This window comes from Sphingopyxis microcysteis (genome assembly GCF_012274265.1).
GTDB lineage: Bacteria > Pseudomonadota > Alphaproteobacteria > Sphingomonadales > Sphingomonadaceae > Sphingopyxis > Sphingopyxis microcysteis.
Window position 1 is genome coordinate 303,601 of sequence record NZ_JAANYY010000003.1, and the last position, 24,581, is coordinate 328,181.

29 protein-coding genes are annotated in these 24,581 nt (G+C 64.7%); 19 read left to right on the forward strand and 10 right to left on the reverse strand.

Annotated features, from left to right (window positions below; all coding sequences use genetic code 11):
- The first annotated feature begins 184 nt into the window (after nucleotides 1–184).
- The 5 genes from G9408_RS09200 to G9408_RS09220 all read left to right on the forward strand — a co-directional run bounded on the left by G9408_RS09200 (nucleotide 185) and on the right by G9408_RS09220 (nucleotide 4,519).
- Nucleotides 185–1,027 carry a glycine zipper 2TM domain-containing protein gene (locus tag G9408_RS09200; RefSeq protein ID WP_168453720.1) on the forward strand — a complete coding sequence of 281 codons (843 nt, stop codon included), beginning with the start codon at nucleotides 185–187 and terminating at the stop codon, nucleotides 1,025–1,027.
- Between the two features lie 187 nt (nucleotides 1,028–1,214).
- On the forward strand, nucleotides 1,215–1,760 hold the full coding sequence (locus tag G9408_RS09205; RefSeq protein ID WP_168453721.1) for a hypothetical protein: 546 nt from the start codon (nucleotides 1,215–1,217) through the stop codon (nucleotides 1,758–1,760).
- Between the two features lie 283 nt (nucleotides 1,761–2,043).
- Nucleotides 2,044–2,568, forward strand: a complete 525-nt coding sequence (locus G9408_RS09210; RefSeq protein WP_168453722.1) for a hypothetical protein — start codon at nucleotides 2,044–2,046, stop codon at nucleotides 2,566–2,568.
- 68 nt (nucleotides 2,569–2,636) lie between these two features.
- Nucleotides 2,637–3,962, forward strand: coding sequence for a M28 family peptidase (locus tag G9408_RS09215; RefSeq protein WP_168453723.1), 1,326 nt, complete (start codon nucleotides 2,637–2,639; stop codon nucleotides 3,960–3,962).
- Between the two features lie 104 nt (nucleotides 3,963–4,066).
- Entirely contained in the window at nucleotides 4,067–4,519 is a 453-nt protein-coding gene (locus tag G9408_RS09220; protein ID WP_168453724.1) for a PilZ domain-containing protein, read from the forward strand.
- 218 nt (nucleotides 4,520–4,737) lie between these two features.
- Here G9408_RS09220 and ctrA read toward each other — a convergent pair whose 3' ends face one another.
- A complete protein-coding gene (gene ctrA / locus G9408_RS09225) occupies nucleotides 4,738–5,445 on the reverse strand; it encodes a response regulator transcription factor CtrA (RefSeq protein ID WP_088443381.1) in 708 nt (235 codons plus the stop codon).
- A gap of 197 nt (nucleotides 5,446–5,642) precedes the next feature.
- Nucleotides 5,643–6,578, reverse strand: a complete 936-nt coding sequence (locus G9408_RS09230) for a LysR family transcriptional regulator (protein WP_168453725.1) — start codon at nucleotides 6,576–6,578, stop codon at nucleotides 5,643–5,645.
- 235 nt (nucleotides 6,579–6,813) lie between these two features.
- Here G9408_RS09230 and G9408_RS09235 point away from each other — a divergent pair, with 235 nt between their 5' ends.
- From G9408_RS09235 to G9408_RS09265, 7 genes are all read left to right on the forward strand, one after another.
- Nucleotides 6,814–7,512 (forward strand): pirin family protein, encoded by a 699-nt coding sequence (locus tag G9408_RS09235; RefSeq protein WP_168453726.1) that lies wholly within the window; start codon nucleotides 6,814–6,816, stop codon nucleotides 7,510–7,512.
- A 131-nt stretch (nucleotides 7,513–7,643) separates the two neighbouring features.
- Nucleotides 7,644–8,240, forward strand: coding sequence for an FMN-dependent NADH-azoreductase (locus G9408_RS09240; protein WP_168453727.1), 597 nt, complete (start codon nucleotides 7,644–7,646; stop codon nucleotides 8,238–8,240).
- Nucleotides 8,241–8,792: 552 nt separating this feature from the next.
- Nucleotides 8,793–9,476, forward strand: a complete 684-nt coding sequence (locus G9408_RS09245; RefSeq protein WP_168453728.1) for an RluA family pseudouridine synthase — start codon at nucleotides 8,793–8,795, stop codon at nucleotides 9,474–9,476.
- A complete protein-coding gene (arfB, locus tag G9408_RS09250; RefSeq protein ID WP_168453729.1) occupies nucleotides 9,469–9,870 on the forward strand; it encodes an alternative ribosome rescue aminoacyl-tRNA hydrolase ArfB in 402 nt (133 codons plus the stop codon). The genes G9408_RS09245 and arfB overlap by 8 nt, the downstream gene beginning before the upstream one ends.
- A gap of 57 nt (nucleotides 9,871–9,927) precedes the next feature.
- Entirely contained in the window at nucleotides 9,928–10,101 is a 174-nt protein-coding gene (locus tag G9408_RS09255) for a hypothetical protein (protein ID WP_168453730.1), read from the forward strand.
- Between the two features lie 50 nt (nucleotides 10,102–10,151).
- The gene (locus G9408_RS09260) at nucleotides 10,152–10,742 is read left to right on the forward strand and encodes an SOS response-associated peptidase family protein (RefSeq protein WP_168453731.1); all 591 of its coding nucleotides are present in this window, start codon (nucleotides 10,152–10,154) and stop codon (nucleotides 10,740–10,742) included.
- An 88-nt stretch (nucleotides 10,743–10,830) separates the two neighbouring features.
- Entirely contained in the window at nucleotides 10,831–11,154 is a 324-nt protein-coding gene (locus tag G9408_RS09265) for a PilZ domain-containing protein (protein WP_168453732.1), read from the forward strand.
- A 162-nt stretch (nucleotides 11,155–11,316) separates the two neighbouring features.
- Here the strand turns inward: G9408_RS09265 and G9408_RS09270 are convergent, their stop codons facing one another.
- Nucleotides 11,317–11,742 (reverse strand): EVE domain-containing protein, encoded by a 426-nt coding sequence (locus G9408_RS09270; protein ID WP_168453733.1) that lies wholly within the window; start codon nucleotides 11,740–11,742, stop codon nucleotides 11,317–11,319.
- 153 nt (nucleotides 11,743–11,895) lie between these two features.
- On the opposite strand from G9408_RS09270, the gene G9408_RS09275 reads away from it, so the two are divergent.
- On the forward strand, nucleotides 11,896–12,825 hold the full coding sequence (locus G9408_RS09275; protein WP_168453734.1) for an isopenicillin N synthase family dioxygenase: 930 nt from the start codon (nucleotides 11,896–11,898) through the stop codon (nucleotides 12,823–12,825).
- A gap of 233 nt (nucleotides 12,826–13,058) precedes the next feature.
- Complete coding sequence (locus G9408_RS09280) at nucleotides 13,059–13,325, forward strand: hypothetical protein (protein WP_168453735.1); 267 nt, start codon at nucleotides 13,059–13,061, stop codon at nucleotides 13,323–13,325.
- A gap of 42 nt (nucleotides 13,326–13,367) precedes the next feature.
- Here the strand turns inward: G9408_RS09280 and G9408_RS09285 are convergent, their stop codons facing one another.
- From G9408_RS09285 to G9408_RS09295, 3 genes are read right to left on the reverse strand one after another with little or no spacing between them, the layout of a single operon-like run.
- Nucleotides 13,368–13,772: a ribose-phosphate pyrophosphokinase gene (locus G9408_RS09285; RefSeq protein WP_168453736.1), complete on the reverse strand. Its 405-nt coding sequence runs from the start codon at nucleotides 13,770–13,772 to the stop codon at nucleotides 13,368–13,370.
- On the reverse strand, nucleotides 13,748–14,566 hold the full coding sequence (locus G9408_RS09290) for a DUF1295 domain-containing protein (protein ID WP_168453737.1): 819 nt from the start codon (nucleotides 14,564–14,566) through the stop codon (nucleotides 13,748–13,750). Before G9408_RS09290 ends, G9408_RS09285 begins: the two co-directional genes overlap by 25 nt.
- The gene (locus G9408_RS09295) at nucleotides 14,563–15,198 is read right to left on the reverse strand and encodes a lysophospholipid acyltransferase family protein (protein WP_168453738.1); all 636 of its coding nucleotides are present in this window, start codon (nucleotides 15,196–15,198) and stop codon (nucleotides 14,563–14,565) included. Before G9408_RS09295 ends, G9408_RS09290 begins: the two co-directional genes overlap by 4 nt.
- A 126-nt stretch (nucleotides 15,199–15,324) precedes the next feature.
- On the opposite strand from G9408_RS09295, the gene G9408_RS09300 reads away from it, so the two are divergent.
- The 5 genes from G9408_RS09300 (at nucleotide 15,325) to G9408_RS09320 (ending at nucleotide 21,573) form a co-directional block, all read left to right on the forward strand.
- The gene (locus tag G9408_RS09300; RefSeq protein ID WP_168453739.1) at nucleotides 15,325–16,731 is read left to right on the forward strand and encodes a M20/M25/M40 family metallo-hydrolase; all 1,407 of its coding nucleotides are present in this window, start codon (nucleotides 15,325–15,327) and stop codon (nucleotides 16,729–16,731) included.
- On the forward strand, nucleotides 16,728–17,066 hold the full coding sequence (locus G9408_RS09305) for an antitoxin (RefSeq protein ID WP_235957664.1): 339 nt from the start codon (nucleotides 16,728–16,730) through the stop codon (nucleotides 17,064–17,066). The genes G9408_RS09300 and G9408_RS09305 overlap by 4 nt, the downstream gene beginning before the upstream one ends.
- Nucleotides 17,063–17,374: a type II toxin-antitoxin system RelE/ParE family toxin gene (locus G9408_RS09310; protein ID WP_168453740.1), complete on the forward strand. Its 312-nt coding sequence runs from the start codon at nucleotides 17,063–17,065 to the stop codon at nucleotides 17,372–17,374. The genes G9408_RS09305 and G9408_RS09310 overlap by 4 nt, the downstream gene beginning before the upstream one ends.
- Nucleotides 17,375–17,497: 123 nt before the next feature.
- Nucleotides 17,498–19,801: a DNA topoisomerase IV subunit A gene (gene parC, locus G9408_RS09315; protein WP_210423304.1), complete on the forward strand. Its 2,304-nt coding sequence runs from the start codon at nucleotides 17,498–17,500 to the stop codon at nucleotides 19,799–19,801.
- Between the two features lie 89 nt (nucleotides 19,802–19,890).
- Nucleotides 19,891–21,573, forward strand: a complete 1,683-nt coding sequence (locus tag G9408_RS09320; protein WP_235957666.1) for a putative bifunctional diguanylate cyclase/phosphodiesterase — start codon at nucleotides 19,891–19,893, stop codon at nucleotides 21,571–21,573.
- On the opposite strand, the gene G9408_RS09325 is transcribed toward G9408_RS09320, so the two are convergent.
- From G9408_RS09325 to G9408_RS09340, 4 genes are all read right to left on the reverse strand, one after another.
- Nucleotides 21,546–22,754: a CCA tRNA nucleotidyltransferase gene (locus G9408_RS09325; protein WP_168453742.1), complete on the reverse strand. Its 1,209-nt coding sequence runs from the start codon at nucleotides 22,752–22,754 to the stop codon at nucleotides 21,546–21,548. The genes G9408_RS09320 and G9408_RS09325 overlap by 28 nt on opposite strands.
- The gene (locus G9408_RS09330; RefSeq protein WP_137871613.1) at nucleotides 22,751–23,335 is read right to left on the reverse strand and encodes a CoA pyrophosphatase; all 585 of its coding nucleotides are present in this window, start codon (nucleotides 23,333–23,335) and stop codon (nucleotides 22,751–22,753) included. The genes G9408_RS09325 and G9408_RS09330 overlap by 4 nt, the downstream gene beginning before the upstream one ends.
- Nucleotides 23,335–23,919, reverse strand: coding sequence for a DUF1285 domain-containing protein (locus G9408_RS09335; protein ID WP_168453743.1), 585 nt, complete (start codon nucleotides 23,917–23,919; stop codon nucleotides 23,335–23,337). The genes G9408_RS09330 and G9408_RS09335 overlap by 1 nt, the downstream gene beginning before the upstream one ends.
- Nucleotides 23,920–24,063: 144 nt before the next feature.
- Nucleotides 24,064–24,567, reverse strand: a complete 504-nt coding sequence (locus tag G9408_RS09340; RefSeq protein ID WP_168453744.1) for a GNAT family N-acetyltransferase — start codon at nucleotides 24,565–24,567, stop codon at nucleotides 24,064–24,066.
- Between the last annotated feature and the right edge of the window lie 14 nt (nucleotides 24,568–24,581).

Here is a 24,581-nt window from a genome sequence, read left to right on the forward strand (position 1 = left end):
CTCGATACGAACGGGGACTGGATCGAGCGGCTGCTTCCCGTCGTTTCCGGCCATCTCCCCACCATTCCTCATCTGACCCAAATCGGGACGCAATCGTCAGGGTTAACGGATTCGCGAAAAGTCGCTGATTTTGCTAACAAGCTGTTAACCAATCGGTTCGGGCCGAGGGAACAGGGAGTTAGTCATGCGTACGTTCGTCTTGTTGGGGGTGGCCGCAGGGTCGTTGTTGCTGGCGGGCCGGGCCCATGCCGAAGCCCCGGCGATCGATGCGACCGCTGCGACCGACCTGGTAAGCGGCGTATCCTATAATCACGATCCGCGCCCGGCGCTCGATTATGGCGCGCCCGCCGACGCTGACGTGCGCGTTTACACCGGCCACGCCGACCGGATCCCGAGCGAAGTCGAATATCGCCGCGTGTCGGGCTACGACGCCGAGGGGCGCTGGACAGGGACGTGGAACGGCACCTACGAAGCGCCCGACGGACGCCGTTACGACGGCAGCTATGAAGGCACGGTCGAGGGGCATGGCGCGGGCTACCCGCCCCCGCCGCATCACTATTATGGCGGCGCGTACGACCCGCGCCACGACGCAGAAATGGAACGCCGCTGTGGCCGGGGGGGCACAGTGGGCGGCGCGGTTGTCGGCGGAGTCGTGGGGGGCGTCGTCGGCAACCGCATCGCCGGCAGGGGCAACCGTACCGAAGGCACGATCATCGGCGGCGCGCTGGGCGCAGTCGCGGGCGGCGCGATCGGCGATGCCGCGGACAAGAAGAAATGCGAAGCCTGGTGGTCGAGCCGCGGATCGCATCACAGCAGCACGACCTATCATCATGGCGGCTATGGCTATGGTTACGGCTATTACACCCCCGGTGTGGTGGTCACCACGATCATCACCGGCGGCGCGCCGGTGGTGACCGAAACGGTCGAGACGACCACCAAGACCTATTATGAAAAGGCGCCCGTGCGGAAACGCTATGTGGCCAAGAAAAAGTGGAAGCCGCGGCCCAAGCCGCGCTGCGTCTGCTGATTACCCGACAGGTCTGGTCACCTGGGGTCAGAAGGCCCGCCATCCAAGCGATGGCGGGCCTTTTCCATTCCGGCGCTCGGGCTGTCGTATTAGCACCACGGTTCAGCCGCGCGAAAGCATCGGGGGCGTAGCAAGGCGGCATTGCGGGCCGGACCATCCTTTGCCCGTCCTTGGGGAGGTTCCCGCGATGCGTAAATTCACCAGCCTTGCCGCTGCGGCCGCCGTCGTCATCACCTCGGTCGGGTTCAGCGCCGTCCCCGCCGAAGCGCGGTCGCGCCATGGCGGCTGGGGCCATCGCCATCACGACCGGGTCAGCGCGGGTGACGTGCTCGGCGGCCTGCTGATCATCGGCACCATCGCCGCGATCGCCAGCGCCGCAAGCAAGGACAAGCGCGAACGCGCACCCGACTATCGTTACGATCCGCCGTATCGCGACGATCAGCGTTACGAGCAGCGCGACAGCGATTATGTGCCGCCGGTCGACGACCGCCGCGGCGAAGATGGCGCGGCCGCCTATGGCAATGGCGATGTCCAGCGCCGCGCCGCCGACGCTTGCAGCTGGGCGGTCGAGGCCGAGATGGGCGACGACGCCCGCGTCGACCGGATCGACGGCACCGAAGCGAATAACGGCGGCTGGTACGTCACCGGCACCGCGTCGCGGCTGGGCGGCGAAGTTCGCAGTTTCGGTTGCAGTTACCGCAACGGCCGCGTCGTCGACGTCAGTTTTGGTTGAGCCAATCAATCCTCCCTGTCGCGTAGCGATGGGGAGGTGGCAGCGCGAAACGCTGACGGAGGGGCTTTAGCACCACCGTCGCAAAGCCCCTCCACCATTCCCGCTTTCGCGGGGACGGTCCCCCTCCCCATCGCTGCGCGACGGGGAGGATTTTTATGAACGCCAGCAAAACCAAGGCTGAACGCCAGATAAGCGGCGGGTTCAGCACCGTGTCACCCGCGAATCGGTAGAACATCTTCAACAGGCTGCAACGCTGCCGCCTGCGCCTGAAGGAGACCGAACCATGGCTATCAAGACCAACCTGACCAAGGCCGCAATTGGTGCGGCCACCGCTGGCGCGATGCTGATGAGCGCCGCCCCCGCCGCTGCCCGCGATCGCTACGACCGCGACGGCATCAGCGCGGGCGAAGTGATCGCCGGTGCCGTCGTGCTCGGCGGCCTCGCCGCGATCCTGTCGAGCGGCAACAACGACCGCTATGATCGTTACGACGATCGCTATCGCGGCCGCTACGACGATCCGCGCTACGGTTATGGCTATGACTATAACCGCTATGGCAACAGCCGCAGCGCTGTGAACCAGTGCGTGAACGCGGTCGAACGCGGCAGCCGTCGTTATGGCAACACCGACGTCACCCAGGTGACGAGCATCGATCGCAAGCGCGACGGCTATAAGGTGAAGGGCCGCGTCGTCGTCCGCGACGGTTATGGCGGTCGCTGGGGCCGTGGCGGCTATTACGACCAGGGCAAATTCACCTGCGACATCCGCTATGGCCGCGTGCAGGACATCCGTTTCTCGGGCCTGCGTTAAGAACCGGCAAGCCCCTCCCCTCACCGGGAGGGGCTTTTCTTTGTCGGCGGGGCGCCGCATGATGCGGCATGATCAAACAGAGCCTGCTCGCCGCCCTCCTGCTCATTGCGCCGACCGCTGCGCATGGACAGGACCAGACCCCCGCCGCCGATCCCGTGCGCCTGAAGGCCGATGTCGAAAAGCTGGTGTCGTTCGGTACCCGCCACACGCTGTCGTCGGCGACCGATCCGAAACGCGGCATCGGCGCGGCGCGCAATTGGGGTGCGGCCGAGTTTACCCGTATTTCAAAGGCCTGTGGCGGCTGTCTGACCGTCGAGCGGATCGCCGACCGGTTCGACGGGCCGCGCGCGCCGGACGGCGTCATCGTCGAGAATGTCCTCGCGATCCAGAAGGGTAGCGGCGACCCCGCGCATGTCATCATCATCGCAGGTCATATCGACAGCCGCGTCAGCGACCCGATGAACTTCACCGCCGACGCGCCGGGCGCCAACGACGATGCATCGGGAACGGCGCTGGTGATCGAGGCGGCGCGGCTGTTATCGAAGCAAAAGCATCGCGCGACGATCGTCTATGCGCTGCTGTCGGGCGAGGAACAGGGATTGTGGGGCGGGCGCCTGCTTGCGCGGCACGCCAAGGAACAAAACTGGCCGGTCGCCGCGATGCTGAACAACGACATCGTCGGCGGCATCAAGGGGACCGACGGTACCATCGTCGACAACCGGGTGCGAGTGTTCAGCGAGGGCATTCGCGCGTCGGAAGATCTGGCGGCACAGCTCGCGCGGCGCGGCATCGGCGGCGAGGATGACGGCCCGTCGCGCGCGCTGGCAAAAGCGGCGATTCGAGCGGGAAAACAAAGTCCCACGATTGGCCTAGACGTGCTCGCGGTGCGGCGTCCCGACCGTTTCCGCCGCGGCGGCGACCATCTGCCGTCGCTCGAGCTTGGTTATCCGGCGATCCGGTTCAGCGTCGGGATCGAGGATTACGACCATCAGCATCAGGATTTGCGGACCGAAAACGGCCGCAAATATGGCGACACCGTCGACGAGATGGACTTTGCCTATCTGGCCCGCGTCACCGCGCTGAACGTCGTGCTGGCGCGCGAGCTCGCCGCCGCGCCGCCCGCACCCGCCAGCGTCAGCATCGACGGCGCGGTGAGTTCGGATACCAAAGTGTCGTGGACACCGGTCAAGGATGCCGCCGCCTACCGTTTGTACTGGCGCCGTGCCGACCGCAACGACTGGACCGACAGCCAGCTCGTCCCGGCGAATGCCGCCGCCGCAGGAAGGACGTTGCCCGGCGTGATCATCGACGATCATTTCTTTGGCGTTTCAGCACTTTCGGCCGATGGCAGCGAAAGCATCGTCACCTTTGGCGGCTTGCCGCCTGCGCAATAATTACCGAACACGCTATACGAATATTTACCTTCCGCTGTTACCGCGAGAACGGGACCATCATCATCGGTCGACGTGGGGGTCGGGCGACAGCAATGGGTCGCGCCATGTCAATTCCCGAGGCTCCCCCAGCCTCACCGCCCCCAGACGAAAAGCGCCAGCCGCGGCAATCGCGCCTGGTCAAGGCGGCGCTTGCCTGCGCGCGCCTGGGCAAATTCGACGTCACCATCCGCAACGTGTCCGAAACGGGCATTGGCGGGCAGGCGCCGGGTGCGCTGCATATCGGTGAACGAATCACGGTTTTCCTGCCCGGTCACGAACCGATGCTGGGCACGGTGCGCTGGGTCGCGGGTACACGTTTCGGGATCCAGACCGACCACCCGGTCGAGGCCGCGCGCCTGCGCGCCGCACACGGCAGCGGCGCGGCACCTGCCGAAAATATCGCGGGGTTCGAGATTATCCCGCCGCCGATGGCCCCAGTGCGCCGCCCGGGGCTGGTGCTGGGGAGTGCACAGCCAGCGCAGTTCGGGCGCAGCCTGTGGCAGGACAAGCGGTCGTAGGATTGCCCCTCCCTCTTGGGGAGGGGTTAGGGGTGGGTACAAGCGCAGCGAACCGAGGCAGCGAGCCGCCTTCGGCGGCTTACCCAACCCCCGACCCCTCCCTAAAAGGGAGGTGAGACAAGGTGACCGCCACCCCGCAACTCCACCCCCAAAAGAAAACCGGCGCGGATTTCTCCGCGCCGGGTTCCCTCGGTTAACTCTTGGCGAGGTGTCGTGCGTCAGGCGACCCGGCGCACCTCATTGCCCTCATCGTCGATGTCGCGAAGGACATAACCGCGGCCCCAGACCGTCTCGATGTAATTTTCGCCCTCGCACGCCAGCGCCAGTTTCTTGCGCAGCTTGCAGATGAAGACGTCGATGATTTTGAGTTCGGGTTCGTCCATGCCGCCATACAGATGGTTCAGGAACATTTCCTTGGTCAGCGTCGTGCCCTTGCGCAGCGAAAGCAGCTCGAGCATCTGATATTCCTTGCCGGTCAGATGCACGCGGGTCGTGTCGACCTCGACCGTCTTGGTGTCCAGATTGACCGCCAGCTTGCCGGTCTTGATCACGCTCTGGCTGTGGCCCTTCGAACGGCGGACGACGGCATGGATGCGGGCAACCAGCTCGTCGCGGTGGAAGGGCTTGGTGACATAATCGTCGGCACCGAAGCCGAACGAGCGCACCTTCGAATCCATTTCGGAAATGCCCGACAGGATCAGCACCGGCGTCTGCACCTTGGCGGTGCGCAGCTTTTTCAGCACGTCATAGCCGTGCATGTCGGGCAGGTTCAGGTCGAGCAGGATGATGTCGTAATCATAGAGCTTACCCAGGTCCAAGCCTTCTTCACCCAGATCGGTGGTGTAGACGTTGAAGCCTTCGGTCGTGAGCATCGTGTCGATCGCCTTGGCGGTCGTCGGCTCGTCCTCGATCAGCAATACGCGCATTGGGCACCCCTTGATTGTTTCCCACGACAGCCCTGCTTTTCCGATCGCCTGGCCATCATGCGATGCCACCGACCGACCCCATCTGCGGACTGCCGGAACATTAACCACGAAACTAATGAAGGGAAAAGGTTAATTTTGATTTAACCCGCAGAACTCCGCGAGTCGCGGCGAATCCGTACCGCCCGATTTGTGTCTTTCTACGACGTCCCGAGCGCGAGATGATCGGTATGCGCGCCGGTGCACGACCGCTTCAACGTATCGACAAGATGGTCGGCGAGCGCCCGCACTCGCGCCGGACGCAGCCGTGACGGCGGCGACAGCAGGTGCAGATACGCCTGCGGCAGCGACCAGTCGGTCAGGATGCGGACGAGCGCGCCCGACGCCAGCGCTTCCTCTGCAATGAAGTCGGGCAGCGCCGCGATACCGCCGTCCGCGATCAGCAGCGGGATCATGATGTCGCCATTGTTGGTGAACAACGGCCCGGTCGGGATCACCGTCGCATCCTCCCCGCCGCGATGAAAACGCAGCGGCGACGTGCGCTCACGGTGGCCGTAGCCGATCAGCCGATGACCGGCGAGGTCGAGCGGATGACGCGGGGTGCCGTGCTGCGCCAGATAGGCGGGACTGGCAATCAGGGACGCCGCGACCGGCGAAATGGTGCGCGCGAGCAGGCTGCTGTCCTCCATCGTCGCGATGCGCAGCCCCAGGTCGATGCCCTCGGCGACCAGATCGTGGCGCGCGTCGCTCAGCATCACGTCGATCTCGACCGCCGGGTGCATCGCCAGAAAGGCGGCAATCGGCCCGCCGAGCACCTTGATCCCGAAACTCATCGGCGCGGCGAGGCGGATCGGGCCTGCCAGGTCGACGCGGTCGCCGCGCGCCGCCTCGGTCGCCGCGGTCGCCGCCGCGACCATCGCCTGCGCCTCGCCGAGCAACCCTGCGCCGGCGGTCGAGACGGTGACAGTGCGCGAGCTGCGATGGAGCAGCGCAATGCCGAGCGATGTTTCGAGGCGGGTCACCGCCTTTGATACGCTGGCCTTCGACATCCCCAGCGATGCGGCCGCGGCCGTGAAGCTGCCACTGTCGGCGACCGCGGCGAAACAGGCCCAGCCTTCGTAATCGGGTAAGGACACGGATGGCTCCTCGAACTTCACCGTAGCCCTGAGCTTGTCGAAGGGCGCTTCTCGGATAGGCGCCCTTCGACAAGCTCAGGGCTACGGTGCTTGCTGCAACAATTATCACGATTATGGAAACGATAGATTTCCATCTACGCTATTTTAGAAACAATCCCAACGACTATCTTGTCCTCAACACCGCAGCGCCGCCGGGCATCCCGCCGAGGCGCAACGCGACAGAAAGGACAAGGCCATGATCGACATTCGCAAATTCGACACGCTGGGCCACGCCAACCACGGCTGGCTCGACGCCCGCCATCATTTTTCCTTCGCCAACTATTATGACGAAGGCCGGATGGGCTGGGGCGCGCTGCGTGTGTGGAACGACGACGCCATTGCGGCGCAGTCGGGTTTCCCGCCGCATCCGCACCGCGACATGGAAATCATCACCTATGTCCGCACCGGCGCGATCACCCACCGCGACAGCATGGGCAATCAGGGCCGCACCGCGGCGGGCGATGTCCAGGTGATGAGCGCCGGCACCGGGGTGACGCACAGCGAGTTCAACCTGGAGGATGAGGAAACCACGCTGTTCCAGATCTGGATCATGCCCGATCAGGCTGGCGGAAACCCCGGCTGGGGGGCGCGCCAGTTCCCGCAGAACGATCGTTCGGGCCAGTTCGTCACGCTGGCGAGCGGCATCGAAGGCGACACCGACGCGTTGCCGATCCGCGCCAATGCCCGGGTGGCGGCGGCGACGGTAAACGCGGGTGAGAGCGTATCCTACGTTCTCGACGCCGGTCGCCACGCCTATCTGGTGGCTGCCAAGGGCCGCATCCGTGTCAACGGCACCGACGCCGATCCCCGCGACGGCATTGCGCTCCGCGATGTCGGGACGATCACGGTCGAGGCGCTCGACGACGCCGAGCTGGTGCTCGTCGACAGCCTCTAAAGCACCCCCCGGGCCGCCGATGTCCCTCCCCGACGGCGGCTCAACCCGTGCCACGAGCTTTCCCCAAGAATAGGGGCGGCTCGCGGCACCCCCTCCCCTCCAAGTTCAACGTCCATCAAAGGAGTCTTTAAATGTCGCATATTCTTCGCATCGACGCCTCGGCCCGCCACAGCGGATCGACCACCCGCCAGCTCGCCGACCAGCTCGTCGCCCGCCTGGTCGAACAGGGTTATGGCAGCGCCGTCACCCGCCGCGACCTCGCGCTCACCCCGCCCGCGCTGCTCACCGAAGCCTGGGTCGGCGCCAATTTCACCGAAGATGCCGATCGCAGCGACGATCAGCGCGCGGTGCTCGCCAGCTCGGACGAGTTGATCGCCGAACTCGAAGCCGCCGACACGATCGTCATCGGCGTGCCGGTCTATAACTTCGCCGTCCCCGCCGCACTGAAGGCGTGGATCGACCAGATCGCCCGCGCCCGCCGCACCTTCCGCTATACCGAAACCGGCCCCGAAGGGCTGCTCAAGGGCAAGAAGGCCTATCTGGTCGTCGCATCGGGCGGCGTGCCGGTCGGCAGCGACTATGATTTCGCGACCGGCTATCTGCGCCACGTCCTCGGCTTTGTCGGCATCACCGACGTCACCATCATCGAGGCGGGCCAGCAGATGATGGACAGCGAAGCAGTGAACCGCGCGACCGCCGCCATCGAAGAACTGAAGCAGGCCGCCTGATCGAGAATCCTCCCTGTCGCGTAGCGATGGGGAGGTGGCAGCGCGTAGCGCTGACGGAGGGGCATTGGCACTACCGTAGCGGCCCCTCCACCATCGCCTGCCGCGACGGTTCCCCTCCCCATGGCTTCGCCACAGGGAGGATTTTTCCTCATCGTCATCCCGGACCTGATCCGGGATCCATGGCTGCGCCGTCGTCATGGATCCCGGATCAAGCCCGGGATGACGAAAATTGGAAATGGCTGCTTACGACCGATTGCGGACATAGCCGATCCTCCCCCAACGGGGGAGGGGGACCACAGGAAGGGTGGTGGAGGGGGACAGGAGGTTTACGCTGCTCTGGGCTGGAAGAACCAAGCTTCCCGGGACCGTAGCGGTGGAGCACGACTTCGGCGGCAAGGCAAGCCGATGGTGCCCCTCCACCAGCTTCGCTGGTCCCCCTCCCCGTTCCGGGGAGGATCAGAACTGTCCGCTCCCCACCCCAAGGCAGACTCTCCCAGCAGCCCCACCAACCTTTCCGCTTTCGGCTGCCCCTCGCTCCGCCTATAGCGCGCCATGCTCCTTTCAGACCGTGTCCTGTTCCTCGACGGCGAAGCCCTCGTGATCGACAAGCCCGCGGGCCTGCCCGTCGACGCGCCGCGCGACGGCAGCCTCAGCCTTGAAAATCATCTCGATTCGCTGCGCTTCGGTTTCAAGCGCTGGCCGCTCGCGGTCCACCGGCTCGACCGCGACACCTCGGGCTGCCTGCTCCTTGCGCGCAATCCGAAAGCGCATGGGCGTTTCACCCGCGCGTTCGAGGACCGCGCGGTCGAGAAACAATATCTGGCAATCGTCGATGGCATACCTGACGCGGACAGCGGCACGATCAACCTGCCGCTCGGCAAGGTGTCGACCGCCGAGGCGGGCTGGCGGATGGTCGGCGACCCGAAAGGCAAGCCGTCTATTTCGCATTGGGAAAAGCTGGCCGTGATGGATGGCCGCAGCCTGCTGCGCTTTCGCCCCGAAACCGGCCGCACCCACCAGATCCGCGTCCATGCGCGCGAAGGGCTCGGCTTCGCACTGGTCGGCGATCCGGTTTACGGGCGCGGCGGCACCAAGACGCGCACGCTGCTCCACGCCGAACGGCTGGTGGTAAAACGTGACGTCAAGCCGTCCATAATTGCCGAAGCGCCCTTCCCCGACGCCTTCGCTACGTTGGGCTTTGCGGCGCCGGAGGGGGCGTCGCCGACCCGTGGCTGACATCCCCGAAAGCGCCATTTCGGAGAAGTTTCTCGCCGGGACGGGGCCGGGCGGGCAGAATGTCAACAAGGTCGCGACCGCGTGCCAGCTGCGCGTCAACGTCTATGCCCTCGGCCTGCCCCTCGATGCCTATAAGCGATTGAAAACGCTAGCTGGTAGCCGGATGACGAGCGAGGGCGAGCTGATCATCCTCGCGCGCCGCTATCGTACGCAGGAAGCCAACCGCACCGACGCGCGCGCGCGCCTTTCCGAGCTGATCGACGCCGCGCTGGTCCGCCCCGAACGCCGGATCAAGACCAAACCGAGCAAGGCCGCCAAAGCGCGCCGCGTCGACAGCAAAAAAGCCCGAAGCAACATCAAGGCCGGGCGCGGACGGGTGCGCAGCCCAGAGTAAACGGCATGTTTACGATCCTGCGCTAAATGGCTCCGGACCAAGCGAGCGGAGCGGTACATGGGCGAGATCGTGAAATCGGTATTGATGGGGCTCGGCTGCCTCAGCATCATGAGCTTTGTCGGTTGCAGCATGATGGGCGCCGGGGTGATGGTTGCGGCAGACCGCGCCGCCGACGCGGCGCGCGACGAGCAACGCTCTGAAACCGGACAGAAATCCCCTTGGGATAAGTAATCGACAAGCGACCGATTGACAGCCACCTTGTCCAGCGCGATCGCCAGGCGGTGACCAGCCTCTACCGCCTCGACGCCCCCGCGGCTGCGATTGCCGCGGCCTTTGCTGCCGAGGCGGGCGACGATCCATGGACCGGCGATTATGTCGCGCCCGCGCGGCCCGCGCCGGTCATCGTCAGCGACGGTCGCGGCGGCGCGCGCCGCTTTCTGCGCCCGAAATTGTGGGGCGTCCCGCCTCCGCCGCGCGGCGACCGGCCTGTGACGCACGTCCGCAACCTCGCCAGTCCGTTCTGGATCGGGACATTGCGCCATGCCGAACTGCGCTGCCTGATCCCTGCGACCGCCTTTGCCGAATGGTCGGGGCCAGCGGGTGCACGCCGCCAGCATTGGTTTTCAATCCCGTCGCAGCCCATTTTCGCCTTTGCCGGGGTCCACCGCGATGGCGAAGATTGGCCCTGTTTTGCGATGCTTACGACCGACCCCAATCGGCTGATCGATCGGTATCAGCCGCACGCGATGCCGGTGATCCTGCACCCCGACCAGCATGCGACCTGGCTGAGCGGCGAATGGCGCGATGCGGTCGCGCTCGCGGCGCCATTTCCGGCGCAGCTGATGACGGTGACCGATAGCCCGCCAATGTAGGCGAAATTCACCATATCTCTTCACTTCGAGGTAACCACCGACGCGCTAAAAGCTCCGGAATGAACACATAAGAACTGGGACCAAAGCAGTGTTGGGCAATCGCATTATCGAAACCAAACGACCCGCCGTCACCGGTCGCCGCGCCGAGCGCGCACCGGTGCAGGCGCGAGCGCGCTACCGCGAGGCCGGGTTGAATCCGTTCGACGTCGAACTGTTCGATCTGTCGTCGACCGGGTTTCGCATGGTGACCTTTTTCCGGCCGCAGATTGGCAAGCATATCTGGGTGAACCTGCCGGGACTGCAACCGATCGAAGCCATCGTCCGCCGCGCCGACGGCAACAGCTATGGGTGCGAATTCATCCACCCGCTGCACCCGTCGGTAGCGAAGCATTTGCAGGTCAAGCTGCGCTGATATTCCCTTCCCCCTTGGTGGGGGAAGTTGGATGGGGGTGACGGTGCGTCCTTGCACCGCCGTTGCGGGCCGAGAGCGCACCCCCACCGCTGCGCCCCGGACTTGATCCGGGGCTCGCTGCCTCCCCCATCGATGGGGAGGAAACCTTGGCAACCACGGCGATCAGCCGTCTGCCGTCTCTGACTTCTGCAAAATATGCTTCCACTCGCCGGCGGTCACACGTCCGACCGACAGCCGTGACTGGCGGATCAGGTCCATATCGGCAAGCTTGGGATCGGCCTTGATCGCCGCCAACGTCACCGGATGGGTGAGCGCGCGTACCGGTTCGACGCGCACCACCACCCACGGCGAGCCTTCTTCGGCGGTCGGATCGGGGAACGCCGTTTCGGTGATGCGCATGATCCCGACGCATTCCTTGCCGATATTGCTGTGGTAAAACAGCGCTTCGTCGCCAACCTGCATCGCTTTCAGGTTCAGCTTGGCGGTGTGATTGCGCACCCCATCCCAGATGCCGGTGCCTTCGCGCACCAGCTGCTCCCACGGATAGGCGTCGGGTTCGGATTTCATCAGCCAATATTGCTTGCTCATGGCGAGCGGCTTAGCCGAGCCGCAGGCGCGGCGGAAGGCGCCTTTTTTGCTTTCGCTGCGGCGCGGCAGCGCCTAAATCTGATTCATGTCAAAGACGCGCCGGCGGCCCTTCGCCATGGCGTGCCACAGCACCAACATATTGGACCTTACAGCATGACCGCCGCCGTTCCCGTCATTTCCATGTCGCTGCCCGCCGAAAAATTCGCCGAAGATTTCGGCGCCTCATTCGAACGCTTCGGCTTTGCGATGATCACCGACCATGGCATCGACGCCGCGCTGATCGACGACGCCTGGGCAAAAGCGAAGGATTTCTTTGCACTGCCCGAAGAGGTCAAGCGCACCTATCATATCCCCGGCGGCGGTGGCGCGCGGGGCTATACGCCGTTCGGCACCGAGATCGCCAAGGGCGCCAAGGAAGTAGACCTCAAGGAATTCTGGCACGTCGGTCGCGACCTCCCCGCCGGGCACCGGCTGGCCGCGCAACAGCCGAACAATGTCTGGCCCGCCGAGGTCGACGGTTTTCGCGCCGTTTATGACAAATTATTCGCCGAATTCGATCGCGTCGGCGGCCAGTTGCTGTCGGGCATCGCCCGCTACCTGGGCCTCGCTCCCGATTTCTTCGACGACACGGTGCTCGACGGCAACAGCGTGATGCGGCTGCTCCACTATCCCCCCGTCGAAGCCCCCGCCAAGGGCATCCGCGCCGAGGCGCATGAGGATATCAACACGATCACCTTGCTGCTGGGTGCCGAGGAAGCGGGGCTCGAAATCCTCGACAAGGACGGCAGCTGGCTGCCGGTCAGCCCGCCGCCGGGCGCAATGGCGGTGAATGTCGGCGACATGCTGCAACGGCTGACCAACAACAAGCTGCCGTCGACCACCCACCGCGTGCGCAACCCCGACGAAGGGCGGGCGAGCGTCGCGCGTTATTCGATGCCGTTTTTCCTCCACTTCCGCTCGGACTATCCGATCGAGACGCTCGAGAGCTGCATCGATGACGCGCATCCGAACCTGTATCCGACGCCGATCACGGCGGATGAGTATCTGCAGGAGCGGCTGCGCGAGATTGGGTTGAAGAAGTAACGAACCCCTTGTTCGTCACCCCGGACTTGATCCGGGGTCCAGACCACGGCGCAGGAATGGATCCCGGATCAAGTCCGGGATGACGAGGAAAGAAAGTCGGCTTTGGAGTGGCAAGCGGCCGTTAACTCAATCGTGAGAAAATGCCCCTCGTGAAACGCCAGCTTCTTCTTCTCGCTTTGACAGTCGCACTCACGCTGAACGCGTGTGCTTCACGACGCGAAAGCATAAGGACGATGAGCATCGAAGCACTTTGGAAATCCACTAATAAAGGTGACGCATTTGTCGATTTACGATGTCAGGGACTAAACCCGGATGCGGTCTGGACTATTCTACAGCCTTACCACGACCTTGAACAAAAGCTCTGGGTCTTTCGAAAGCCGATGCCGGGCGACAATGACGAGATCATACCGATTCACCTTGGCTGCCGACACTACCGTGGTGCATTCGATCGTTACAAGCAGCACCTGAAAGAGCTTGACCGGCGGCTATCCCCACAGTGATCAGTGGGTTTGAAACGTCCCCAGCTTGGATTAGCTGCCGCCCTACCGCCCCGCCCAATAATCAAACACCGCCTGTTGCTGCTCGCGGATAAACCGCGCCGCCGCCGCGCCCTCCCACGGGCCATCGTACCCCAGCAGCAGGGCCGTCCCACCGACCCACCATCCCTGCCCGGGCAGGCGGTCGCTTTCGCGCACCACCAGCACCGCGAGGTCGGGTTCGCCGTCGAGCGCGCACAGCCGATCGACCTCGGCCAGGGTCTTGCATACCGCCCGCATCTTGGGCCGGGTGAAGCGGAAGCCGAGGTCGCCGAGCAGTTCGGAATAGCTGACGCTGCGGCCGTCGCGCGCGGCTTCGGTCAGGATCGCGCGGATACGCGGGGCGTCGCCGAGCGCGCTGGCGTCGGCGGCAACCGTATCGGCCCCTAACCCTTCGTCTTTGGCGGCCATGGGATGAACCCTGAGGTGCGCGCGACATAGGCGGCATAGTCGGGCCGCGTCTTGTGCAGCCCCTTTTCAAGCAGCGCCTTGCCCGACCATTTGGTGAGGGTGAAGGTCAGGAACAGCGGCCCGATGACGCTCGCCAGCGCGACCCACGGCCCGATGTCGGCGGCGATCAGCCACAATCCCCACCAGGTCAGCGCGTCGCCGAAATAATTGGGATGGCGCGTGTAGCGCCAGAGCCCGGTGTCGAGCACCTGCCCCTTGTTCGCGGGATTCTTGCGAAACGCATCGAGCTGCGCATCGCCGATCGTCTCGAACGCGATGCCGATCAGCGCGGCGATCACGCCGATCACGGCGAGGATGCCGACGCCGTCTGCCGCCGCGTCGCCGCTCGCCCAGATGCCGATCTGCGCCGGCAGGCAGGTGATGAACAACAAGGGCGCCTGCGTGAGGAACACGGTGAGCAGCGCCGTCTTGGCCCAGCTCCAGCGCTTCGTTTCCACGGTCCGCGCCAGGATCCTGGCATAGCGAGGATCCTCGCCATGTTTCACCCAGCGGACGGTCAAATGGATCGCGAGCCGCAGCCCCCACAAGCTGGTCAGCCCCAGCAATAGCTGGGCGTGCAGCGCGTCGAACCCCGCTTGCCACGCCGCACCCCACGCCAACAGCACCATGCCGAACGCCCAGAAGGCGTCGATGAACGACACGTCGCGGATGACGACCGAAATTGCCCACAGGATCAGGATCACCCCCAGCAGTCCGGCAAAATTGATCGCCAGCAGCAACAGCAGGTCGGTCATGCGCGCATCTCCAATTCGGGGCCGTCGTCGCCGACAATATCGTCGATCGAGCGCACCGCGCGCTCGGGAAATTTCGGGATGCAGGTGCGATAGACCTCGAGCACCTTCAGCATGTCGGCGCGAAAATCGCCGCTCGGCCAGATCAGGGGGCCGAGCCCGCCGGTCTTGGTTCCATAGTCCATCATGCCGACGACCATCGGCACCTTCGCCGCCATGGCGATCTGGTAAAAGCCGGTACGCCATTTCGCTGTCTTGCCGCGCGTACCCTCGGGCGCGACGGTCAGCATGAATTCGGCGCGGCGCGCAAATTCGTCGACCATCTGCTGGACGACATTGCCGCCGCCGCGTCGGTCAACCGCGACGCCGCCCATCTGGCGGATGAAGCCGCCGAGCGGCCAGCGGAACAGCGACAGTTTCGCCATGAAATGCGGCCGGATTTTCAGATCGGCGGTCAGTCCCAGAAAATTGACGAAGTCCCAATTGCTGGTGTGCGGCGCCGCGATCAGGATGAAGCGGCGCGGTTCGGGGACGACGCCGACGGCCTTCCAGCCGCGGATGCGGTACATCGCCAGCAGCAAGCGCCGCACAAAGCGTGCCACCGGACCCGGCGGTTCATCGATGATGGCTGTCACGCACTCTCCTCTACCCGGCGCACGGCTTGCGCGAAAGATCGGGGCTTCGCAAGAGGGCGCGATGACGGGTTGCGGCCTCTTGCTCTTTCTGCTCCCTTCATCAGCCGGAACGGGGAGAGAAATTCGATGAAAAAGCTGGCTGTTTTACTGTTGTCCGCGCTGGCGGTGGTGACGCCCGCGTTCGCCGCCGATCCGGCACCGCGCCCCGACCAGCTGGCGTTTCGCGAAATTTACAAGGAACTGGTTGAAACCAACACGACGCTGTCGTCGGGGAGCTGCACGCTCGCCGCCGAACGCATGGCGGCGCGGCTGAAGGCGGCGGGCATTCCCGACAGCCAGCTGACCCTGTTCGCGACGCCCGACAAGCCCAAGGAAGGAGGGCTGGTCGCGGTCTATCCCGGCACCTCAAAGACCGCCAAGCCGATCCTGCTGATCGCGCATATCGACGTCGTCGAGGCGAAGCGCGAGGATTGGGAGCGCGACCCCTTCATCATGGTCGAAGAGAATGGCTATTTCTACGGCCGCGGCACCGCCGACATCAAATCGCAGGCGGCGGTGTGGGTCGACACGTTGATCCGCTTCCAGCAGGCGGGCCATAAGCCCAAACGCACCGTCAAGATGGCGCTGACCTGCGGCGAGGAAACCAATGGCGCGTTCAACGGCATCGAATGGCTGGCAGCGAACAAGCGTGACCTGATCGACGCCGAATTTGCGCTGAACGAAGGCGGCGGCGGCGACAGCGACGGCAAAGGCAAGGTGATCGGCCAGTCGGTGCAGGTCGGCGAAAAGACGTTTGCCAATTTCCGCCTCGAAACGCGCAATCCCGGCGGCCATAGCTCGGCGCCGGTCCCCGACAATGCGATCTACCAGCTCGCGCGCGCAGTGACGAAGATCGAGGAACATCGCTTCCCCGCCGAAATGACCGATACCACGCGGCGCTATTTTGCCGAGGCGGGCGCGTTGCGCGCCGATGCCACCGGCGCCGCGATGGTCGCGCTGGCGAAGAATATCGGCGACAAGGACGCCGAGGCGATCGTCAACAAGGATCCGTTCCTGCACAGCAATTTGCGCACCACCTGCGTCGCGACGCTGCTCGACGGCGGCCACGCCGCCAACGCGCTGCCGCAGCGTGCCGGTGCCAACATCAATTGCCGCATCTTTCCCGGCCACAGTATCGAATCGATCAGGGACGAACTGGTGAAAGTGATCGGCGACCCCGGCGTCACGGTCACCCAGCTGGCCCCCAAGCGCCCCGCCCCGCCCGCGCCGCCGCTCGACCCCAAGATCATCGGCCCGATGCAAAAGCTGGTCGACAAATATTGGCCGGGGCTGAAGGTCATCCCGTCGATGGCGAACGGCTATACCGACGCGACGTTCCTCGGCGCCGTCGGCATCCCGACCTATGGCATCCCCGGCATGTGGGGCGACCCCGACGGCAATGGCGCGCACGGGCTGAACGAGCGGATGGAAGTGAAATCGGTGTATGTCGGGCGCGACTATATGTTCGATCTGGTCAAGGCTTATGCCGATTGAGCACATCAAACGGCAGTCTCGACGCTATGCACAAACCCACATTTGTGATAAAGTGCGAAGCTGATGTCTGGAGTTTTGATATGAGCCGCCTGACGATCGATATTTCGGATCAGCAGCACCAGAATTTGAAGGCGCTGGCTGCGCTGCAAGGGAAGACGATCCGGCAATATGCGCTCGAACGTCTGTTTCCCGAACCAACCGGCGACGATGAAGCGTGGCAAGAGCTGAAGATCCTGTTGCAGCAGCGCATTGGCAACGGACTGGCCGGTGACTTTTCGGGCAAAAGTATCGACGCGATCGTCGCAGAGGAACTGGCGACGGACCGCGACGCTTGACGCCTCGCTATGTCTTGCTTCCGGAAGCGGAGGCCGACCTTCGGGCGATTATTCGCTATACGCGCGCCGAATGGGGCGATGCGCAAACGCGGAACTATGTCGCGAAACTGACCCGATGCATCGAGAATATCGCAGGAAGCGGGCGGACCGGAAAGGATTTGAGCGATATCCATCCCGGATTGCGGGTGGTTCATTGCCAGCACCATTATATTTTCTGCCTGCCGCGCGAAAATGCCGCCGCGCTGGTGGTTGCGATTCTGCACGAACGGATGGATTTGATGACGCGATTGGCCGACCGATTGAACTAGTCGCTCTGGTACAAGCACAGCGGGCATTGACGACGTCGTCACGGCGACGTGGGCGCGAAGCGGAACCCACGCCCCCGATCGCCCTTTGCCTTGACGCGCTAGCCTTGCTATCGCGCCGCGACCATGGCGACCACCACCGACGATCCCGACAATCCTGAACCCGTTCCCGGCATGACCGACACGCCCTTCGGCAGCGCGCTGTCCGAACGCTATCTGGTCTATGCGCTGTCGACGATCACCGCGCGGTCGCTTCCTGATCTCCGCGATGGATTGAAGCCCGTGCACCGCCGCTTGCTGTGGGCGATGCGCGCGATGCGGCTCGACCCGTCGCAAGGGTACAAAAAATCGGCACGCGTCGTCGGCGACGTCATCGGCAAATTCCACCCGCACGGCGACACCGCGGTTTACGACGCGATGGTCCGCCTCGCGCAGGATTTTTCGCTCCGTTACCCGCTGGTCGACGGCCAGGGCAATTTCGGCAACATCGACGGCGATAATGCCGCTGCCTATCGTTACACCGAAGCGCGGCTGACCCGCGTCGCAATCGACCTGATGCAGGGGCTCGACGAGGGGACGGTCGATTTCAGGCCGACCTATAATGGCGAGGACGAAGAACCCGAGATTATGCCGGGGCTGTTCCCCAACCTGCTCGCCAATGGCGCGAGCGGGATCGCGGTCGGCATGGCGACGAACATTCCGCCGCACAACGCCGCCGAGGTGATCGACGCAGCGCTGGTGCTGATCGAAAATCCGCGCGCCGAGCTTGCCGAGCTGCTCGAGCATGTGAAGGGGCCCGACTTCCCGACCGGCGGCATCGTCGTCGACGGCGCCGAGACGATCCGGCAAGCCTATGAAACGGGACGCGGCGGTTTTCGCGTCCGCGCGCGCTTTTCGACCGGCAAGCTGGAAAGCGGCGGGTGGGAAGAAAGCGGGATCGAGAAGCAGTCGGGCGGCACCTGGCAGCTCGTGATCAGCGAAATTCCCTACGGGGTCGCCAAGGGCAAGTTGATCGAACAGATCGCGCAGCTGATCGCCGACAAGAAATTGCCGATCCTGGAAGATGTCCGCGACGAAAGCGCCGAGGATCTGCGCATCGTGCTGGAGCCCAAGAGCCGCAATGTCGATCCCGACATATTGAAGGAAAGCCTGTACCGGCTGACCGACCTCGAAAGCCGCTTCGCGCTCAACCTCAACGTCCTCGACGCGACGCGCACGCCGAAGGTTATGGGGCTGCACCAGCTGCTCACCGAATGGCTCCAGCACCAGATCGTCGTGCTCGTCCGCCGCGCGCAGCACCGGATCGCCAAGATCGACGACCGGCTGGAGCTGGTCGCGGGCTATATCATCGCTTTCCTCAACCTCGACCGGATCATCGAGATCATCCGCACCGAGGACGAGCCGAAGCCAGTGATGATCGCCGAATTCATCCTGACCGACCGGCAGGCCGAGGCAATCCTGAACATGCGGCTGCGCTCCCTGCGCAAGCTGGAGGAAATGGAGCTGAAGCGCGAGCAGGCCGACCTCAACGCCGAACGCGAGGAACTGGCGAAGCTCGTCGAAAGCCCGGCGCGGCAGAAAACCCGGCTGCGCAAGGATCTGGAAAAGCTGCGCGCGGTTTATGGCCTCGAAACCTTGCTCGGCGCGCGGCGCACGACGATCGCCGAAGCCGCCCCGGCGCGCGAAATCCCGCTCGATGCGATGATCGAGAAGGAACCGGTCACGGTAATCCTGTCGAAACGTGGCTGGATCCGCGCCCAGCGCGGCCATGTCGCCGCCGACCAGTGGAGCGAGTTCAAGTTCAAGGAAGGCGACGAGCTGTTGTTCGCCGCACACGCGCAGACGACCGACAAGCTGTTGATTGCGGCGAGCGACGGGCGGTTCTTCACCGTCGGCGCCGACAAACTGCCCGGCGGACGCGGCTTTGGCGAACCGCTGCGGCTGATGGTCGACATCGATCCCGAAGCCAGGATTGTCGCGATGATCCCGGCGAGCGCCGATGGTCGCCTGCTCCTCGCCTCGACGAGCGGCCACGGCTTTATCGCGCAAATGGCCGAGGTGGTGGCCGAAACGCGCAAAGGCCGGAACGTCGTCAACCTCAAGACCGGCGCCCAGCTTGCGGTCGTGCGGCCGATCAGCGCCAGCGACGACAGCGTCGCCGCGGTGGGCGAAAACCGTAAACTTGTCGTGTTCCCGATCAGCGAAGTGCCGGTTATGGCCCGCGGTCAGGGCGTCATGCTGCAACGATACCGCGACGGCGGGCTGTCCGACGCGGTGAGCTTCGCCTTTGCCGAAGGATTGAGCTGGGCGATGGGCGGCGATACCGGGCGCACCCGAACCGAAACCGACCTTGTCCCCTGGCGCGTCGCGCGCGGCGCCGCGGGGCGCATGCCGCCGACCGGCTTTCCGCGGAACAATCGTTTCGGCTGAACCTAATTTCGCGTCGCCGTAAATCGCTTCTTTACTCTCCCTCCTCTAGGTCATGACCAATGGGGAAAGGTCGCACAAAACCCGCTGTTATGCCTATCGATAGAACCGGCGAAGACCGGCCCTTGCTGTTCGTCGGCTGGATCGACGCCCTTCCCGTGCCAGCAGCGTTGATCCGCCCGCTGGCGCGCGGCAATTTTCGCCTGCACGCCAGCAATGTCGCATTCGACCGCCTGCGCCTGTCGCCCGCGGGCGCCGACGCCCCGATCGCCTTGCTGCGTGCGATCGAACGCGCGGCGCAGAACCCCGACGATACCCAGGAATTTTCGTGCCAGTTGGGCGACGGCGTCGCGGCGCGCGACCTACGCGGTTCGATTGGGCCGCTGCCCACCGAATCGGGCGACGAAAGCCTGTTCCTGCTGACGCTGATCGACCGCACGCAGGAAATGATGACCGAGCGCAATTTGCGGCGCGAACTGGTGTCGGACAGCCTGACCGGCCTGCCCAATCGCGCCGGGTTCGAAGAAATGGTCGAACAGCGCGGCGTGACCGACGGTGTCGGCGCCGACCATGCGATCCTGCTGCTCGACCTCGCCCGTTTCAGCCGCATCAACGAACATATCGGGCCGATGGCGGGCGACGAGTTGATCATCACCGTCGCGCGGCGACTGAAATCGTCGCTGCGCAGCGGCGACATATTGGCGCGCACCGGCGGCGACGAATTTGCCATTTCGACCCGCGTCGCGGGTGGCCGCGCCGATGTGCGCGAAATGGCGCGGCGGATCCGCGGCTGTTTCGACCACCCCTTTCGGATCGGCGAGCTGAAGGTCAGCGTCGACTGCGCGCTCGGCTGCGCGATCCAGCCGACAGGCGAAACCGACGTCGCCGACCAGATCCGCCACGCCCAGATCGCGCTGAAACGCGCCAAGCAGACCGATCGCATCGAAATCTACGAACCCGAATCGGCGATGCTGTCGGACAATCGGTTCGGGCTGGAAACCGAACTGCGCAATGCGATCGAGGAAGACCGGCTGCACCTCGCCTTTCAACCGCTGATCGAGCTTGCAACCGGCAAGGTCGCCGGGTTCGAGGCGCTCGCCCGTTGGGACAAGCAGGACGGCCATTCGATCTCGCCCAGCGAATTCATCCCCATCGCCGAAGATTCGGGCCTGATCGTCCCACTCGGACAATGGGCGATCGGCAAGGCGGCGGCCGTATTGGCGGACTGGGACCAGCAGAATGGCGGCAAGGTCGTCGACTGTTATTTCTCGGTCAACGTCTCGGCGATCCAGCTGCTGCGCGACGATGTTGCCGCGGTCGTGCGCCAGGCGCTCGACACGCACAAGATCGGCGGCGAACGGCTGATGATCGAGCTCACCGAAAGCGCAATCATCGGCGACCCCGATCTGGCGCTGTCGGTGCTCAGCGAACTGAAGTCGCTCGACGCGCGCGTCGCGATGGACGATTTCGGCACCGGCTATTCGAACCTCGCCTATCTCCAGCGGTTGCCGCTCGACGTGCTCAAGATCGACCGCAGCTTCGTCGAACATATGGTCGACGACCGCGACAAGGTGGCGATCGTCCGCACGATCCAGAGCCTCGCCGAAGTGCTGGGGATGAAGACCACGGCGGAAGGCGTCGAAACCGCCGACCAGGCACGACTACTGTCGGCACTGGGGTGCGATTTCGGCCAAGGCTATCTCTTTGCGCGCCCGATGCACAGCGGCGACGCGCTCGCCTATTGGCGTCAGTCGCTGGTTCGCCCGATCTTCTGATCGACAAGCTCGGCGAGGAGCTCGGCGATTCTGACCGAACCCGGAAAATTCTCCGCCACCCAAGCCGCCTCGACCGCCTTCAGGATCCGCGCAACCTCTGGCCCGACCGCAATCCCGCGCGCGACGATATCGCCGCCCCGGATCGGCAGCACCGGCACCTCCCAGCCTGCCAGATCCCGCGCGCCGGCAGCGTCTCCCGCAATCAGATGGGCATCGCGCGCGGCCTCGACGCCGATGCTGTACGCCAGCTGGCGCACCGGACGCGCGGTATCGCCGCGATGTCCGGCAATCACGGCCAGATATTTGCGTTGCCGCGTCGATAGCCGCAGGCGGCTCGCGACCTGTTCGGCGGCGCCCGGGTCGGCGGGCAACAGCGCGGCGAGCCGACGATGCGCCGCGACGGGTACGCCCGCCTCCACTTCATTGGCGATCAACCGGTCGAGCGTGGCCGAGAAATCGCGATCGAGTTCGGGCAGCATCACCGCAAAAATGCCGTCGGCCGCCATCTGCGCGACAATGGCGCGCGGGTCGGGCAGCGCCAATATCTTGGTCAGTTCGTCGGCGATGCGCTCGCGCGACAGGCTCTTGAGCGACTGGCGTGCGGCGATGACCGCGGCATGGCTGTCCGCATCCAGTTCGCCCCGCCCGAAACGCGCCGCAAAGCGATAGAAGCGCAGGATGCGCAGATGATCCTCGGCAATCCGCGTCGCCGCATCGCCGATGAACCGCACACAGCCCGCGCGAAGATCGTCAACCCCGCCGAAATAATCATCGACCGCCCCGGTATCGGGATCGGCATAAAGCGCATTGATCGTGAAATCGCGCCGCGCCGCATCGTCGCGCCAATCCTCGGCAAAGGCGACCGTGGCCCGGCGTCCGTCAGTTTCGACGTCGCGGCGCAGCGTCGTGATTTCGTGATGGTCGCCGCTGGCAATCGCGGTCACAGTGCCATGTGCGATACCCGTTGGGATCACCTTGATGTCGGCTGCCTCCAGCCGCCGCGTCACCTCCTCCGGCACCAGCGGTGTCGCGAGGTCGACATCGGTGACCGGCAGCCCCAGCAGCGTGTCGCGCACCGCGCCGCCGACGATCCGGACCGATCCGCCGGCGTCGGTCAGCGCCGCGACGATCCGGCGCAGCCCCGGTCTTGTGCGCCAATCGGCCTCGGGAAGCACGCTCACCGGTGCCAGCCCGTCGGCATCCGCCGCGCCAGATTGATGATGATCCCCGCGGTCACGCCCCAAATCCGCCGACCTTGCCAGTCCATGTCATAATAATGTCGATCCTGACCCTGCCAATGCGCTTGCTGGCGCTGGTAATTGGCGGGATCGAACAAAATGTCGAGCGGGACTTCGAACCAATCCTCGACCTCGTCGGGATTGGGATCGAGCGGCAGGTCGGGCGGAATGACGCCGAGCACCGGGGTGATGATGTAACCGCTGCCCGACCGATAGGGCTCGGTCACTCCGGCGACCATCACGTCGCGCGGGCTGAGGCCGATCTCTTCCTCGGCCTCGCGCAGCGCGGCGTCGATCGCGTCGCGATCGTCGGGATCGATCTTGCCACCCGGGAAGGCGACCTGCCCCGCATGGCTGCGCAGCCACTGCGGGCGCTGGGTCAGGATGACGCCGGGGTCGGGGCGGTCGGTAAAGGCGATCAGGACGGCGGCATCGCGCAGCGTCGGTGTCCCCAGATACGCCTCATCCTCCCCCGCATCGGGCAGCAGATTGTCGAGCGCGGCGCGCAGCTTTGCCGACAGCATCAGCGATCAACCAAAGGAAATTGCGCGCCGTTCGACCAGATCGCGGGCGGATCGCCAGCCTCGGCAAGCGCCATTTCGACGATCTCGTAATAAAGCGCGCGCTCGATCCGCGCCTCGAGCCCGTTGTCGATGGTACCGCGGACATGCAGCCGCGGGTCGGGCTCGTCGGGGTCGTCGCCGAAGCGCAGCGGATGATTGGGCCCAGCCACAACCAGATCGTCGGTATCGAGGCGAAAGACGAGCTTGCGAGCCTCGCCTTCTCCTTCGCTTTTCATCTCGACCGCACGGAAGGGGGTGTCTTCGATGGCGATCGTGAGTTTCTCGGCAGGGGTGACGAGGACGTGACTGCCATCGGCTTCACGGCGCAGGATGGTCGAGAACAGCTTCACCATCGCGGGGCGGTTGATCCGCCCCCCTTCATGAAACCAGCTGCCGTCGGCGCGGATTTCCATGAAGCTGTCGCCCTCGCGCTCAGGGTGCCATTGCTCGACCGGCGGCAATTGGCGCGCCGCGAGCAGTGCGACGGCTTCGGCGAGCGAGAGCTGCGCGAAGTCCTTGGGCAGCGAAGGCGCGGGAGTGACCATGGTTCCGACATAGGGGGCAGGGCGGTGGGTGCAACCCCACTGTCCCACCAACCGAGCCGTCACCCCGGCGAAGGCCGGGGTCTCGCCGCTGCGTCAGGCAGAGACGGCGAGATCCCGGCCTTCGCCGGGATGACGATTGTTGGGCTATCGCGGCCCGATCATCCCTGCCGCAATCGGCAGTCCATGCCCATTGATCGCGCGCACCAGCAGGCGGCGCTTTTCAAACGGCCCCGGCAAATCCCACGCGCCCGTCGCATCGGCATCGAAGCCGAAGAAGCGGCCATAATATTCAGGGTCACCAATCATCATCAGCGCGCCGTCCGCCTTGGTCTCGGCCGCCGCCAGCATATGCGCCATCAATGTGCGGCCATACCCGCCGCGCTGGACGTCCGGGCGCACCGCGACCGGGCCGACCATCACCAGCGGCGTTTCGGCACCGTCGGCGGCGCGGTGCGCGACGGGCCAGCATTGGATCGTGCCAACGAGCGCGCCCGCCTCGACCAGCGCAAAGCTTAGCGCCGGGATCGCATCCGTGCCTTTGCGGATGCGATAGGCGGTTCGTCCAAAACGGTCAGCCCCGAAAGCGTCGTCGAGGAGAGCCTCGACCGTCTGCGGTGCAATATCCGACAATGGAAGTAACTCGACCAACGCGCGCCCTTTCG